At 65.1% G+C, this 12,376-nt stretch carries 21 protein-coding genes; 8 read left to right on the top strand and 13 right to left on the bottom strand.

Features of this window, described 5'->3' with window-relative positions; genetic code table 11:
* The coding region (locus Q392_RS25460) for an antirestriction protein (RefSeq protein ID WP_245610819.1) at window positions 1-546 on the top strand (546 nt) is incomplete at its 5' end.
* 18 nt (window positions 547-564) lie between these two features.
* Window positions 565-1,413 (top strand): N-6 DNA methylase, encoded by an 849-nt coding sequence (locus Q392_RS25455; RefSeq protein ID WP_051953957.1) that lies wholly within the window; start codon window positions 565-567, stop codon window positions 1,411-1,413.
* 75 nt (window positions 1,414-1,488) lie between these two features.
* Here the strand turns inward: Q392_RS25455 and Q392_RS25450 are convergent, their stop codons facing one another.
* The 10 genes from Q392_RS25450 to Q392_RS31505 form a co-directional block, all read right to left on the bottom strand.
* Complete coding sequence (locus Q392_RS25450; protein WP_245610818.1) at window positions 1,489-1,989, bottom strand: thermonuclease family protein; 501 nt, start codon at window positions 1,987-1,989, stop codon at window positions 1,489-1,491.
* Between the two features lie 11 nt (window positions 1,990-2,000).
* The gene (locus tag Q392_RS25445; protein WP_038214827.1) at window positions 2,001-2,423 is read right to left on the bottom strand and encodes a PIN domain-containing protein; all 423 of its coding nucleotides are present in this window, start codon (window positions 2,421-2,423) and stop codon (window positions 2,001-2,003) included.
* Window positions 2,424-2,466: 43 nt separating this feature from the next.
* Window positions 2,467-2,949, bottom strand: a complete 483-nt coding sequence (locus Q392_RS25440; protein WP_038214824.1) for a hypothetical protein — start codon at window positions 2,947-2,949, stop codon at window positions 2,467-2,469.
* Window positions 2,950-3,036: 87 nt separating this feature from the next.
* On the bottom strand, window positions 3,037-3,300 hold the full coding sequence (locus tag Q392_RS25435) for a type II toxin-antitoxin system Phd/YefM family antitoxin (protein ID WP_038214821.1): 264 nt from the start codon (window positions 3,298-3,300) through the stop codon (window positions 3,037-3,039).
* An 11-nt stretch (window positions 3,301-3,311) separates the two neighbouring features.
* Window positions 3,312-3,935 carry a DUF7673 family protein gene (locus tag Q392_RS32320; protein WP_245610817.1) on the bottom strand — a complete coding sequence of 208 codons (624 nt, stop codon included), beginning with the start codon at window positions 3,933-3,935 and terminating at the stop codon, window positions 3,312-3,314.
* A gap of 114 nt (window positions 3,936-4,049) precedes the next feature.
* Entirely contained in the window at window positions 4,050-4,454 is a 405-nt protein-coding gene (locus Q392_RS25425) for a type II toxin-antitoxin system VapC family toxin (RefSeq protein ID WP_038214818.1), read from the bottom strand.
* Between the two features lie 2 nt (window positions 4,455-4,456).
* Window positions 4,457-4,750, bottom strand: coding sequence for an antitoxin (locus Q392_RS25420; protein ID WP_051953956.1), 294 nt, complete (start codon window positions 4,748-4,750; stop codon window positions 4,457-4,459).
* A gap of 182 nt (window positions 4,751-4,932) precedes the next feature.
* Window positions 4,933-5,523 (bottom strand): hypothetical protein, encoded by a 591-nt coding sequence (locus Q392_RS25415; RefSeq protein WP_157008273.1) that lies wholly within the window; start codon window positions 5,521-5,523, stop codon window positions 4,933-4,935.
* Between the two features lie 2 nt (window positions 5,524-5,525).
* Window positions 5,526-5,990 carry a hypothetical protein gene (locus Q392_RS25410; protein ID WP_038214812.1) on the bottom strand — a complete coding sequence of 155 codons (465 nt, stop codon included), beginning with the start codon at window positions 5,988-5,990 and terminating at the stop codon, window positions 5,526-5,528.
* Window positions 5,987-6,520 (bottom strand): DUF6166 domain-containing protein, encoded by a 534-nt coding sequence (locus Q392_RS31505; protein ID WP_245610820.1) that lies wholly within the window; start codon window positions 6,518-6,520, stop codon window positions 5,987-5,989. Before Q392_RS31505 ends, Q392_RS25410 begins: the two co-directional genes overlap by 4 nt.
* 435 nt (window positions 6,521-6,955) lie before the next feature.
* Between Q392_RS31505 and Q392_RS33535 the strand changes: the two genes are divergently transcribed.
* From Q392_RS33535 to Q392_RS25380, 5 genes are all read left to right on the top strand, one after another.
* The gene (locus tag Q392_RS33535; protein ID WP_169748352.1) at window positions 6,956-7,120 is read left to right on the top strand and encodes a hypothetical protein; all 165 of its coding nucleotides are present in this window, start codon (window positions 6,956-6,958) and stop codon (window positions 7,118-7,120) included.
* Between the two features lie 10 nt (window positions 7,121-7,130).
* A complete protein-coding gene (locus tag Q392_RS25395; protein ID WP_038214809.1) occupies window positions 7,131-7,556 on the top strand; it encodes a hypothetical protein in 426 nt (141 codons plus the stop codon).
* 50 nt (window positions 7,557-7,606) lie between these two features.
* The gene (locus Q392_RS25390; RefSeq protein ID WP_157008271.1) at window positions 7,607-7,987 is read left to right on the top strand and encodes a hypothetical protein; all 381 of its coding nucleotides are present in this window, start codon (window positions 7,607-7,609) and stop codon (window positions 7,985-7,987) included.
* Window positions 7,988-8,087: 100 nt separating this feature from the next.
* Window positions 8,088-8,288, top strand: coding sequence for a WGR domain-containing protein (locus Q392_RS33685; protein WP_038214805.1), 201 nt, complete (start codon window positions 8,088-8,090; stop codon window positions 8,286-8,288).
* 56 nt (window positions 8,289-8,344) lie between these two features.
* Window positions 8,345-10,117 carry a phage integrase family protein gene (locus tag Q392_RS25380; RefSeq protein WP_211260296.1) on the top strand — a complete coding sequence of 591 codons (1,773 nt, stop codon included), beginning with the start codon at window positions 8,345-8,347 and terminating at the stop codon, window positions 10,115-10,117.
* A 281-nt stretch (window positions 10,118-10,398) separates the two neighbouring features.
* Here Q392_RS25380 and Q392_RS25375 read toward each other — a convergent pair whose 3' ends face one another.
* On the bottom strand, window positions 10,399-10,599 hold the full coding sequence (locus Q392_RS25375) for a YqaE/Pmp3 family membrane protein (RefSeq protein WP_038214790.1): 201 nt from the start codon (window positions 10,597-10,599) through the stop codon (window positions 10,399-10,401).
* 272 nt (window positions 10,600-10,871) lie between these two features.
* Between Q392_RS25375 and Q392_RS25370 the strand changes: the two genes are divergently transcribed.
* Window positions 10,872-11,051, top strand: coding sequence for a hypothetical protein (locus tag Q392_RS25370; protein WP_038214787.1), 180 nt, complete (start codon window positions 10,872-10,874; stop codon window positions 11,049-11,051).
* Between the two features lie 140 nt (window positions 11,052-11,191).
* Here Q392_RS25370 and Q392_RS25365 read toward each other — a convergent pair whose 3' ends face one another.
* Entirely contained in the window at window positions 11,192-11,623 is a 432-nt protein-coding gene (locus Q392_RS25365; protein WP_038214784.1) for a type II toxin-antitoxin system VapC family toxin, read from the bottom strand.
* Window positions 11,623-11,883: a type II toxin-antitoxin system Phd/YefM family antitoxin gene (locus tag Q392_RS25360; RefSeq protein ID WP_038214781.1), complete on the bottom strand. Its 261-nt coding sequence runs from the start codon at window positions 11,881-11,883 to the stop codon at window positions 11,623-11,625. The genes Q392_RS25365 and Q392_RS25360 overlap by 1 nt, the downstream gene beginning before the upstream one ends.
* Window positions 11,884-12,376 lie beyond the last annotated feature (493 nt).

Genomic DNA, 12,376 nt, shown 5'->3' with positions numbered 1-12,376 from the left:
AGTACGGCGGCAGCAACACCGGGGCTGCCGCATGCCCTCCGAACCTCAGATGTTGATGGGCTCGGAATCTTGGAACCCGGTTGGCTTGAATGGAGCAAATTCATGATGACTGCAACCGCCACCAACCCAGGGAATCCCGTGGCTCGCCTGGTGAAGAGCGCCGAACGGCTGGATTTCCTGCCCTTCTACTTCGGGCCCCGACTGATGGCGCAGGGAGAGCACGAGGTCTATTGCTGGATGCAGGAGTTGTGCAGCGACTACCGGGGCGGACTCTGGAACTTCTACGAGGTATCGAACGGTGGCTTCTACATGGCACCCGCGTCGTCTGAGCGGTTCCGGGTGGCGGTGGAGGGCAATGGTTTCGAGGGGGAGTTGTCGGCAGATGCTGCAGGCATCGTTGCGACCCTGTTCACGCTCAGCCATCTGTGCTTTTCGGAGGTAGCCAAGGGCGACGGCGGCGCGGCGCTGGTTGATTCGTTCCACGCGCTGCGGGCGTTCGTGCTGACGCATCCGGAGGCGGCGTTGATCCTGAGGGCCATCGACTAGGAATAGGTGGCCGTGTCGATGCGACAGAAGACCAAAACGGCCATCGCCCGCAACGGCGACCACGCGCGAGAGATGGGCCGCATGATTGAAGAGCTTTCGCGCCGGCATCGACCGCATCAGGTCTTTGCCGACTTCTGCGAACTGTCGGCGCTGAGTATCAGCAACGCCGTGGACAAGGCCCAGTTCGATAAGCGCGAGGCGCGCTACCTGCAGATCGTCAAGGGCTACAGCGTCGCCGAACTGGAGGTGTTCCCCGCCCTGCTTTCGCATCTGGTGGCGTGGCTTGAATCGGGCATGGATGACTGCCTCGGGAAGCTGTTCATGCTGCTGGACTTGGGCAACCACTGGAATGGCCAGTTCTTCACGCCCTTCGAGGTCTCGCGCCTCATGGCAGGCATGCTGACCGGCGACGTGCGCGGTCAGGTTGAGCAGCATGGTTTTCTGACGGTGTGTGAGCCGGCGGTCGGCGCCGGCGGGATGGTGATTGCGATGGCCAATGCCATCGCGGAGCAAGGCGTGAACTACCAGCGTGCCATGCACGTCACGGCGATCGACGTGGACGCTACGGCCGCCCACATGGCCTACATGCAGTTCTCTCTCCTTCACCTGCCTGCGATCGTCCTGCATGGCAACGCGCTGAGCACAGAGGTGTGGGGGCACTGGTTGACGCCGGCCCATGTCCTTCACGGGTGGGACTGGCGACTGCATCGCCGCTACGGGTCGGCGGCGGTGGATGCCCAGCCTGCCGGGGAGCCGACAGTGGCGACCATTCAGTCAGCGGCAGGTGCCACCGGCCGGCAGGATCTTGCCGACATCCGCGAGCGTCTGGTCGCCCAGCGGATGGAACAGATGAACCTCTTTGGCTGAGCGCCTGCGCCGGCCTTGTGATGGCCGGCCGGCGCGTTCCTGTCTAGTTTCGCGGGCGCGAAATCGACCTGCAAGTCAGTCTATGGCCTGCGCCTTGGCTGCGGCCCTTCCTTCCGCCCGCCAGCGCCACGGAGGCGTCGGGGATGCGTCGGCCCATAGGCCGCGGCCTTCGGCGCGTGCTCGTGCCTCAACGTCGTAGAGGCTTCGGTCCTTCACGTATTGCGGATACGCCCAGGCCATCCCCGCAGCCACCATGCTCCGCCCTACATCCTGACCGTCGACCAGCACATGGCCGACCGTTCGCGTGCCCCGCCAATCCGTGCCGTGGTCGCGCACCGTTGCGGTCTTGCCGAAGGTCAGTTCGCTCAGCTTCTGGCGGGCCCGGGTGCCGAAGGCCTGCCGCTTCTCTGGTGCGTCTATTTCCGCCAGGCGCACGCGCACAGGCCTTTTCTCGACGAGCACATCCAGGGTGTCGCCATCGACAACGCCGACCACTTTCCCGGTGAAGTCGGCATAGGCCGTCGCCGCGGCGAGTGCAAGTACTGCGGCCGCAATGCGTGGCATCCAGCGGAGCACGCGACGGCCCCCTACCCTGCCTTGTGATCCCACGGGTTCAGCAATTGCACTCCGGTTGCATCGAAGTGCTTGATGTTGCGCGTCACGACGGTTGCGCCGTTCACCAACCCCGTCGCGGCAATGAGGGGGTCGCGGTAGTCGCGTGCATCAGCCCAGGTCAGGCGAGCCGCGCGCCTGGCCACCAGATGATCGACGGAGAGGATTCGCCCTGCAAAGGCCGGTAGAACCATGTCTTCGAGCCACCGGTTCAGCACAGCCGCCTGCAGCTCGTCGCCGCGAAGTGCCAATTGGCTGATGCCCCGCTGGATCTCCAGCACAGTGATTGAGGATATGTAGAGCGTGTCGGTCGCCTGCGCCGCCATCCAGGCCTGCACGTTCGGGTGGCAGGTGCTCTTTCGGACTTCGGAGATGACGTTGGTGTCCAGCAGCAGCATCAGGCCCCCTGTCCGATGGCGGCGCCATGCCATCTCTGGCGGCTTACCCACATGTGTCCAGCCCTCCAGCCGCGGGCACGCGCCCCAGGCTGGCCAGCAGCGCGGCTTCCTCCAGGGTCTGTGCGTTGCCGCTCACCTGATAGTGCCAGTAGCTGTCGCCGCCCAGGGACGGCGTGATCTTCGTTGTCTCCAGGTTGAACGGCCCGAGCCAGCTGACCCAGCGGTCTTCGGATTCCAGCCACCAGGTGAGGCCTCCCATCTCGCGGATCTCGTGGCGGTATGCCTCGGCTATCGCCACGGCTTCCGGAAAGCTGCGGGCCGTTCCGTGAGCACGCGCGCGGCGATCGCCGCCCACGTTGAGCGACGATTCCCAGCGCACCGACCCGTCCTGATCCGAAGGATTGCGGATGGGGTAGATCTCGATCGACCGAGGCCTCGCCTCGTCTTCGATGCTCTTCCTGATGCTTTCGTGCTCGCGCTGGGCGCCGCTGCCAAAAGCCCACCAGCCCGTCGCCGGACAAGGCATGCCGCCCCGAATCGGCCCAGGTCACGGCAGGGCCGCCGCGCTCCTCGATCCATGCGAAGCAGGGCTCGGCAGTGGCTTGTGTCGCTGTCATGCGTCGATGTCCTTCGCTTCGATGTGAACCGGCTCGAAGTCGATTTCGATGCCATCGGCCTCTGGCATGCGCAGCAGTTCGACGAGGTTCTTGTCGGACTTCGTCAGGCGCCGGTATTCGGAGATCGGAATGAGCGCCAGGGATGGCTCGCCGCGGTCGGTGATGATGACCGTGCCGCCTTCGCTCGCTACGCGCTTCGCCGCGCTGACGTTGTGCACGAACTCTCGGCTCGTGACCGTCTTGATTTGTGCGTGTCCCATGAGGTTTCCTTTCACCAGTCCGCCGGCGCCCGGTCCAGCCAGCCCGGCCGCCTCTCGCCATCCTTCTTGTCCAGCGGCCCGCGTTCGCCATCTCCCCAGGCCAGTGCATGCACGCGGGCGATGTGCATCATGACCGTCTCGGCATCGGACGGGGAAAGCCTCAGTTCCACCTGCGTATTTGCCTGCTCGCCGAGCTTCACGTAGATCGACACGTCCCTGTAGCCGGGTGCATCGCCGTAAGTGTGCAGTGCACCCGTCCACGTGCCGCCATCGTGCAGCGGCGCGGGCGAGCCCACGGGCTGCGCGGCGCGCTTTGCATCTGCTCGGACCTTCTCCATGTCTTCTACCTGCCAGTCGCTGGCCAGCTGCTCGAAACGCTTGCCGCCGTTCTCGAAGTACAGGTGCACTTCCTGCTGTGTGACGCGCGCATCCATCCGCAGCACGGTCATGCAGTCCTCGAACAACTCGTTATCCAGGCCGCGCAGATCGGTCAGATCGAAGGGGAAACGATGGCCGTTGTAGAGGCCGAGCAGGAAGTGCGCGATGTAGCGGCACTGGCCCGAGTCGCGGTTGGCGACCGTGAACAGGCGCTGCAGCGCTTCTGCGCCTCTGGTTTCGATGATGTCCTTGTCCACGATTCCTCCATGAGTGAATGCCTTGATGTTAGTAACATAACTAACATTGGTCAAGTGCATTCCTCACGGTCTAGGAATTCTGACTTGCGGTCGGTGTTCCAGGGGGGAGTTTCGTCATGGGAGCAGCCAGTTCTCGGTGGCCAGACCGTCGACCTGGCCGAAGTCGCGCTTGTTGTCCGTCACCAGCACTGCGCGCAGGCATAGGGCGTGCGCGGCGATCATCGCGTCGTATGTTCCTATCGACCGGCCGGATTGCTTGAGCCTGGCCCTCAGCTTCGCATGCTCGTCTGCCGCGGCCTTTTCCCACGGCGCAGTAGGGGCGAGATCGAGGAAGGTGTCGATGAGGCTCGCCAGGGCGGCCGGCCTCGGCATCAGCTCAAGCCCGAAGCGCAACTCCGACCGCGTTACCGCGGAGATGCACCACTCGTCCCGAGAAAGGGCCTGCAGCCGGGCTTCCGCTTGTGGAGATCCCCTCACGATCGCACCCGCGACGTTCGTGTCCAGCATGAACAGCGGCATCTTCAAGCCGCTCCGTCGATGTTTGCCTGATGTGGGTGGCTGGCGGGCTGGTGGCGGTCCTTCATGTACTGCTGCAGAACCTTGGGGGCCATCTGGTCGCGCAGCACGGTGAAATCGGCCCAGGTGACACGCCGGCGCTCAGACAGCACGACGTTTCCGGTGAGTTCGTCACGCCAGATATGGACCTCATCACCCTCGAATCGGAATTCGGAGGGCAGGCGCACCGCCTGGCTGCCGCCGCTCCTGAACAGCTTCGCCGTCTTTGCCGGGAGTATGTCGTGATGGGTTGCGGGCATGTTCAATTTTGTCGGTCGGGCTGCACGGCATTCTTCATCATCCGCTCGATACCCATCTTCAGTTCCGTACTCTTGCCGGCGTCGTAACTAGGCCATCCTGCCAAAAACCAGCGCCCTTGTGATTTCTTCGCCGAAGAGTGCGAGGGCGCAAAGGCATGCGCCAGTCATGGCGAGGAGGAATATCAATCGGCGCTCCCTGGTTGTCGTTCGGCTTCGTAGTCGAGCTTATACGAGCTTGGCCCGAGGCTGCTGAGTGCCGAGATGAATGTGACCACGGTGAAGATTGCGGCAATGATCGTCGCAATGAGCATGTCGGCTTGCACCTTGTAGCTCTCACAGACCCTTCGCCGGATCTGTTCCGGGATGAGGAATCCCGAATCGGCCCACTCCTCCCTGCAGTCCGATCCGATGGCGATCTGGTCGGCATAGCCTAGGCACATTCCGAAGCACAGCAGGACTGCCAGAATAGCCACCACGGTGGCCCGGCCACTCGCTTGGAAAGCTTTGCGCCCGTCCTCGAAGGCGCGGCTCCTGCAGGTCAGGTAGCAACTGGTGAGCGAGCACGCTGCTGCGAGCACGTATGTGTGCCAGAAGCCGCCCCCGGAAAGCAAATACGTCACTGCGTTGCTTACCGCATTGATCGCGGCGAACAACTCATGGCTGTAGTTCACCACCAGCATGAGAGCGGCCCAACCCGCTGCGGCGCGGACCGCCCATCTGGCGGTCTGCAGCGCACATGACAGCCGTGTCTTGTTGTTGTTCGGTGAAGCCATCTTCACTGCCTCACCGTGGTGTCGAGGTCCAGCGCCACGAGACGGATCGCGGCAATGATTTGCATCGCCGCAGCCACGGCCCGCCAAGGGCGCCATTCATGACGTGCGCAATACCATTCCCCGCAATCGAGACCGATATAGATCTCTGCCCAATAGGCGCCCGTTGCGCCGATGCCGCACAGCACCATCAAGATTGCCAGTGTGCGGCCCCAAGCGAAGAAGCCGTCATAGCTCTCCTGTTCGGCACACTTGGCCTGGTAGACGCAGAACATGTAGCTGGCAGCAATGGTTCCTGCGACTAGCAATGAAAAGGTGTGCCAGAAGCCGCCGGCGGCGACGATGAACTTGAAGCCGGCTGCGATGTGGTCCCAGTACTCGAAGAAGGCCCCTGCGGCTGCCCAGCCCGCGATAGCCAACGTGAGGAGTTTGAGGGAGTCGCGTGCGCATTTCGTGAGAACGGTATTCATGCTCGGTCCTCCTTCCCTGATTCGACTTCCGCGGCCAGCTCGCGCACGCGGCCGGCAGTCACCGACCATCCAGCCGACTGGATTCCAGCGAACAGCCGCTCTTTCAAACCTTGATAAACCCGCTCGGCCTTCTCATCGCCCAGCACAAAAGCGCTGACGGCCAGGCTGAGCTGCGCCGGCCCGCTGCCCATGTAGCCCCATTCCAGTCCACTCGGGGAGTGGGCACGCAGATCCAGACGCCACGGCAGTGGCTCGTCACCAATCCAGGGCGACAACTTCTCGTTGTCCGCGGTCAGGAGGGCGTCGGTGGTCGGCGCATAGGTCACGCGCGTGATGCCGCCATCTCGCTCGCGCTGACCGAACACGCAGATCCAGTCCGGTGGCACCGGTGCGCAGTGACTCTGCTTGGGCGCAGCGGGCATGCCCTCCTGCTTCGCCCAGGCGGCAGCCAGGACCTCGCCCAGTTGGCCGGCGTCGGCCTGGTTGTCAGCAGGGACCTCAAAGGTCCTGCGGCGCCCCGTCGCGTCCATGTAGGTCACGTACCAATCTTGCATTCGACTCTCCCTGTCGAGCCCACCGTGGGCCCGTGCCAGTAAGTATATACACGTATCTACATGGAATGCAAGAAAACTATACGGCGATAACTGTACTTAGCGCCGTACTGTATTTATGATGGCATCTAGGCGATCGTCCGTCCGAGGTGCCTAAAAATTAAGCAAATCAAGGACTTACGAGTTTCGCGGGCGCGAAATTCCAGTTCAGAACTCAATGACGTGCAGCGCGCTAAGTGCTTGATTCATCGGCGGGCACGGTTCAGGGTTCAATGAAAAGCTGCCAATTTCGCGGGCGCGAAAATCGGTCAAACAGGCCCTCTCCCTTCTGTCACACAAGGAGCTTCCGTGTCATCACACCCTTCCCTTCCCCGCGATCCGGCGGACCCTTTCACAGAGCGCGACCATGACAACATGGACGCCTTCATCGGTTTCGTCCTCGATGACTACGCCGCCGGCGAGATCTCCAGGGATCGGGCCGCCGGTTGCCTGCAGCACGTCATGGGCGTACTGGCCGTGGGCAACACTGGCGAAGCCAAGAACTGGTTCTCGCAAGGCCGCAAGTTCATTCGCGCCTAGGGCGGAGCCGATGAACTTCAACCTCTTCGGAGATCCGCCGACTGTCGAGCAGATCGGCGAGCTGCGCGCTGCCATTCGTTCCAACAACAGGTTCGAGGACAGCGTGGGCTACAAGGTCCTCCTGGCCTGCCCGATCCCGGTTCTGGACGTCGTGGCCGGGATGACCGCATACGCGGTCGAGTCTGCGGTCAAGCCCGATCCTCTCGCACCGTTCGAGATGGTTCCGGGAAGCGCGGCGCGCCCGTGGCCCGCCGAGACGATTGCTGGCCAGTACGCGGCCAAGGTGCGTGCCCAGGGGCGTGATCTCATGGAATGCGAGGTGCAGGCGCTGGAGCGCGCATCGGACGTGGAATCGACGACCCGTCTCGTCCTCAACGCGGCCTCCCAATCCCTGCAGTCCGCCGTCGCCGACTTTTTCAGTTCCAAGAAGCCATGACAGCGCCAATTCGCGGGCGCGAAATTCCGGGGGGGCCAGTCCAGCGCTTCTTGACCAGCTTGACTGCTCTCGCCCTCCTCGCCTGCCTCATGCTCTTCTTGTTGCCGAAGGCCTTGAGCTTCGGCGATACGTGGAACCTGAAGGCCAACCCCATACCGGGGGTCGAGGTCGTGCTGAGGGACGGGCAGACTGTCCGGGGCGATCTCTCTCGCACATGGTCCGGTGACTACACGGTCCTCCAGGCTGACGGCCGGGTGGTTGTGTTCGGCAAGGACGGCTTCACCGGCATGACCGCGCGGCCGCAGCCGGACCGTGGTTTCCCATGGCGGTCCTTCGCACCTGCCATCCTCCTGCTGTGGGCGTTTGTGCTCTATGCCGGCTGGTCTGCGATGCAGCGTCGCAGGCAGACATTGCTCTCGGCAAGCCTGTAGTTCGCGCCCGCGAAATCGCCCCTCCGTGACCGCCCTGCCCGCTCAGCCCCCGCTCCTTGAAGGCCCCGCAACCTACCTGCGGTGGGAGCATCCTGGCCTGATGCGCTACTACGAGGTGCGGCTTTCGCGGGACCTGTGGGGCGGCTGGGCCCTCATGAGTTGCTGGGGCCGCATCGGCACGCCGGCGGGGCGCCTGGTCATCAGCCCGAAATCCGACGACGGCGAGTGCCGCAAGGCCCTGGATGGCATCGCCAAGAGGCGTCGCGCTCACGGCTACGCCATGACGCACGTGCATCGATGACGGCATCTTCGGAGGCCGTTCGCCTCAGCCGCCACGTTCTCGCTCATCTTCGAGCCGTGGCTGATGGCGTTCCGCCCGAGGTCGCGGCGCGCACCTATCTGGACGTCGATGGGCCGACCCCGCGGCACGCCCAGCTGGCTCACGAGGCGGCGGTGCGCTCCGCCATGTTGGTTGCGCGCCGTGCGTTCGGTGGCTCGCGCTGGCGGCTGCTACAGCTGCAGATCCCACTCGCTCTTCCCCCTTCTCCGGCTGCCGCAGCTGACGTGCCAAGCCTGGAGGACTGGGCCGCCGAGAACGGCCTGGAGGACTGGTCGGCGGCCGAGCTGCGGGACTTGTATGAGGAGAAATTCGGCAAGCAAAGCGGCGCCCTCGATGCGCGCAAGGTCGCCCAGCTGGACCGCCTGCGCCGCACGCGGCGCGCGCTACTGGCTGGCCTTGAGAATTTCGCGATCGAGCCGCCTAGCCTGTCTGACCCGGTGGCCGGCTGGTTCCCCGCCGACCTGGCCAGCCGGCTGGATGACGCCGGCTTGTCCACGCTCGGGCAGCTGCGCGACCACATCGCCCTGCGCGGCCGCTGGTGGCGGCAGATCCGTGCCTATGGGCCCAAGAAGGCCGCCAGGCTGGAGGAACAGGTGCAGGCTCTTGTCGGCGTCTCGGCGCCGCCGAGCTGGGCCGCGCTGCCACCGCCGGCGGATGGCGATGCCGGCCGTGGGCCCATGTCGCTGGTCTCGGCCGATGAGGAGGCGGTGACGACGTGGATCAAACACCGCACGCGCTCTCCGGCGACGGCTTCCGCTTACCGCCGCGAGGCGGAGCGCTTCGGCCTGTGGCTGCGCGTCGAGCGCGGGCGGCGGTTGGTCGCCGCCAGGTCCGACGACTGCGCAGACTACATCGCGTTCATCGCGGCGGTGCCGCGTGAATGGGTGAGCCGGCAGCACGCGCCGCGCACGTCGCCCGATTGGGCGCCGTTCGCAGGCCAGCTCTCCGTGACGAGCCAGCGCTTCGCGCTGGCCGTGCTGGAGGCGTTCTTCAACTGGCTGGTGGCGGACGGTCGAGCTGCCGTCAACCCCTGGCTGTCCGTGAACCGCCGGGTGCCGGACGATCCGGCGGCCCCGCCTCGGGATGCCTCCAAGGCATTCACGCCGGCCGTCTGGACTGCCTTGATCGAGCACACTGAGCGGCTGGAGCCGGACGCGGGTGCTCGCATGTCATGGCTGCTGTTGTTCTGTCGGGCATGCGGTCTGCGCGCCGCCGAGCTGCTGCGCGGCCGAGCCGGCGACTTCATCCAGCAGGACGACGGGATCTGGCTGCACGTGCATGGCAAGGGCGCCAAGAACCGGACGGTGCCCGTTCCAGCGTCGGCCTGGCGGGCCACGGCCATCTACTTCGCCGCGCGCGGCCTGCGGCTCGGCGCGACGCATCCGAACACGCCGCTCCTGGCGCGGCTGGAGCGGCCAGAGGAGCCGGGCGACAAGTTGCCGCCGCACGGCTCCGGCACCGTGCGCATGCCGGCGGACGAGTTGGAGGCGCGCGCCGAGCGCGAGCGCCGCGGCTACATCACCTACTCCACGCTGCGCCCGGCCCTCAAGCGCTTCATCCGAGCGGCCCTGGCCGCCTCGGATCTCAGCGAGGAGGAATGCGCCCATGCGCGGGTCGCGTCTACGCACTGGCTTCGCCATACACACGCGACCAGGGCAGCCGAGCACGGCGTGCCGGTGGACGTGCTGCAGGCGAATCTCGGCCAGGCCGATCCGCGCACCACGGCGATCTACTACCGTGCCCAGCAGCGCCGGCGGCGTGCGGCGATGGAGGAAGTGTTCGGGGATTGAGTGCTTGACACGGGATGGTCGGCCGGAAGAAACTGCGGTTGTCAGGCTAATGAAGTTTCTTCAGCAGCGGAACACGCCGGTCATCCGAAAGGGTGACTGGCGTTTTCTTTTTCTACGGTTGATCCCGAGAAAGACCGGTCCAGCGCCGCCGGCGCTGGCTCCCGTGGGGGACGCGCCCGCCCTCAGATGCAATTCCTGACCCAGCTGGCGGTTGCCGGCCAGGGCAGATTGAAGCAATCATTGATGCGCCGGCCAACTGCGCGTGCGCGGGATGGGGCAGCTCAGCTACCTGAGCGGCTTCCCAGGGCCTTCTCGATCTTGCGATCCGTCTTGTACTGGCTCAGCGCATAGACGGCCCAGATGGCCGCCGGAAGCCAGCCAATCAGCGTGATCTGCAGGATCAGGCAGACGATGCCGGCGATCGGCCGCCCGATCGTGAAGAACGCCAGGAAGGGCAGGAAGATGGCCAGCAGCAGACGCACGATGTTTCCTCTCTGATATTTCGGTCTGGAAGCATCTTGCCAGATCGACCGCAGCGGCCGCGCGTGCCAGGCGCCAGGTGTCCTCCGTGCGCACGGGCAATCACCCTTTGATTCGCAATCTTCGGTGTCGGCTGCGCCGGCGCAACGCCTGTGGCGTCCTTCACTGCGTTACGGCCCTGCGGGTGCCCCGGCGCCTGTCGCCGTCACCGCCTTTGCTTCTCGTCGGGCGATCGCCCGGCGCGCAGCCGGCGCGTACCGGCAGGAGCAACACCATGGCCACCATCGGCACTGCATTTCCCGCGACCATCACCTGGCGCGGCCGCGTCTACGACACGCCCGACTTCGACCAGCTCGAAGACTGGACTTTCGATAGCGTCTGCGAGACGCCGGACGGCGACACGGTGGAGCCCGATCATCCCGACAGCTGGCTCGTGCTGCTGGGCCTGATCTGAATGCAGCCAGGCGCCGGCGGCGTCTGGTGCTTGCCCGCTCGGCGCGGGCAAGAAAAACGGGCCCTAAGGCTCTTTCTTTGACTGCCGGCTGCCGGGTCAGTCGCTACGAGGCTCCGCGCCAAGGCCGGCGGCTTCGCTCGCTATGCGTCGAGCCATGGATTCAGGATCTGTACGCCCGCCGCGAGCGCGGTGGCGTTCTGGAAGTCCTTTTCGTTGCGCGTGACCAGCGTCATGCCGTGCACCAGGGCGGTGGCCAGGATCATCGAGTCGCGGAAGGCCATCATGTCCGGCACGTGCAGCGTTGCGCAACGCATGGCCTCGGCTTCGAGGTACGGGAGGGTGCGCGAGCCGAAGGCTTTTCGGGTGGCGTTCCACCAGGCGCGCAGGGCCTCGCCTTGCTTCGGGTCTCTGCGTTCCATCCGCAGCACGCCCATTTCGTGCTCGCACACGGTGACCACGGAAATGAAGTGCTGGTTGTGGGGGACGGAAGCAGCCCAGGCCAGGACGGCGGGGCTGGCTTGGGCCTTGCCCGGCCGCAGTTCCGAAATTACGTTCGTGTCCAGCAGGTACATCAGTACACCGGCTCTCGCAGTTCACCGATGAGGCGCGGGGCCTCGTAGTCGATGCCCTGGGTGCTGGGCATGCTCTGCATCATCTCCAGCAGCGACATATCTTGCTGCTGGCCGCTCAGGGCATGGAAGTCCTCGATGCGCAGCAGCGCGAAGGCCGGCTTGCCGCGGTCGGTGATGAACACAGGGCCTTCGGTGGCCAGGCGCTTGGCGTGGCTGAGGTTCTGCGCGAGTTCGCGCGCGGAGAGGGTGTGCGTGATCATGTTTCTCCTTGGTCCTTCCCTGCGATGACGAATCTCACCAGAAAGCTGACTCGGGAGCCCTTGAACCCGCGGAAGGCTTCCTTGCAGTTGATTTTGCGATTGTAGCTATATGGCTACATTGGCCGCAGCGTCGCCGGCTATGCCGGCCGGGCTGTCGTGCTGTGCATCGAGCCTGCGCCTTTTGACTTGTCTCGCCCCTACGGGCTTCCATCCTTCCCTCGCTGTGCTCGGCTGACGCCTTCGCGCCGGCGACCTGCCGGCGCTGCGCGCTTCGCTTGCGGCTTCGCCATCCACATCTACACCGGCTAACCGCGGCCGGCCCCTTGCCAATGAAGGCGAGGCCGGCCGCGGCGCTGAGCCGCGCCCTTGCGGGTTGTCCGGTGTAGATGTGGATGTCTCGCAGGCCTGCGCCTGGTCGTCGCTGGCCACGGCCGCCGGCGGCGGCCAGCTGCGCATGCGCGCGATCGGCGCCGGCAGTGCCGGCGAGGGGCGC

Source organism: Xenophilus azovorans DSM 13620 (genome assembly GCF_000745855.1).
Lineage (GTDB): Bacteria > Pseudomonadota > Gammaproteobacteria > Burkholderiales > Burkholderiaceae_C > Xenophilus > Xenophilus azovorans.
This window is presented reverse-complemented; position numbering and strand designations above follow the sequence as displayed.

What these genes read in the sequence shown, in the direction of transcription:
- Q392_RS25395 (WP_038214809.1), top strand. Translation starts at nt 7,131, where the DNA reads ATGAACTTCAACCTCTTCGGAGATCCGCCGACTGTCGAGCAGATCGGC.
- Q392_RS25425 (WP_038214818.1), bottom strand. Translation starts at nt 4,454, where the DNA reads ATGCCGCTGTTCATGCTGGACACGAACGTCGCGGGTGCGATCGTGAGG.
- Q392_RS25410 (WP_038214812.1), bottom strand. Translation starts at nt 5,990, where the DNA reads ATGAATACCGTTCTCACGAAATGCGCACGCGACTCCCTCAAACTCCTC.
- Q392_RS25360 (WP_038214781.1), bottom strand. Translation starts at nt 11,883, where the DNA reads ATGATCACGCACACCCTCTCCGCGCGCGAACTCGCGCAGAACCTCAGC.
- Q392_RS25455 (WP_051953957.1), top strand. Translation starts at nt 565, where the DNA reads ATGCGACAGAAGACCAAAACGGCCATCGCCCGCAACGGCGACCACGCG.
- Q392_RS25370 (WP_038214787.1), top strand. Translation starts at nt 10,872, where the DNA reads ATGGCCACCATCGGCACTGCATTTCCCGCGACCATCACCTGGCGCGGC.
- Q392_RS25365 (WP_038214784.1), bottom strand. Translation starts at nt 11,623, where the DNA reads ATGTACCTGCTGGACACGAACGTAATTTCGGAACTGCGGCCGGGCAAG.
- Q392_RS25440 (WP_038214824.1), bottom strand. Translation starts at nt 2,949, where the DNA reads ATGCCTTGTCCGGCGACGGGCTGGTGGGCTTTTGGCAGCGGCGCCCAG.
- Q392_RS33535 (WP_169748352.1), top strand. Translation starts at nt 6,956, where the DNA reads ATGGACGCCTTCATCGGTTTCGTCCTCGATGACTACGCCGCCGGCGAG.
- Q392_RS25445 (WP_038214827.1), bottom strand. Translation starts at nt 2,423, where the DNA reads ATGCTGCTGCTGGACACCAACGTCATCTCCGAAGTCCGAAAGAGCACC.
- Q392_RS33685 (WP_038214805.1), top strand. Translation starts at nt 8,088, where the DNA reads ATGCGCTACTACGAGGTGCGGCTTTCGCGGGACCTGTGGGGCGGCTGG.
- Q392_RS31505 (WP_245610820.1), bottom strand. Translation starts at nt 6,520, where the DNA reads ATGGACGCGACGGGGCGCCGCAGGACCTTTGAGGTCCCTGCTGACAAC.
- Q392_RS25420 (WP_051953956.1), bottom strand. Translation starts at nt 4,750, where the DNA reads ATGCCCGCAACCCATCACGACATACTCCCGGCAAAGACGGCGAAGCTG.
- Q392_RS25415 (WP_157008273.1), bottom strand. Translation starts at nt 5,523, where the DNA reads ATGGCTTCACCGAACAACAACAAGACACGGCTGTCATGTGCGCTGCAG.
- Q392_RS25435 (WP_038214821.1), bottom strand. Translation starts at nt 3,300, where the DNA reads ATGGGACACGCACAAATCAAGACGGTCACGAGCCGAGAGTTCGTGCAC.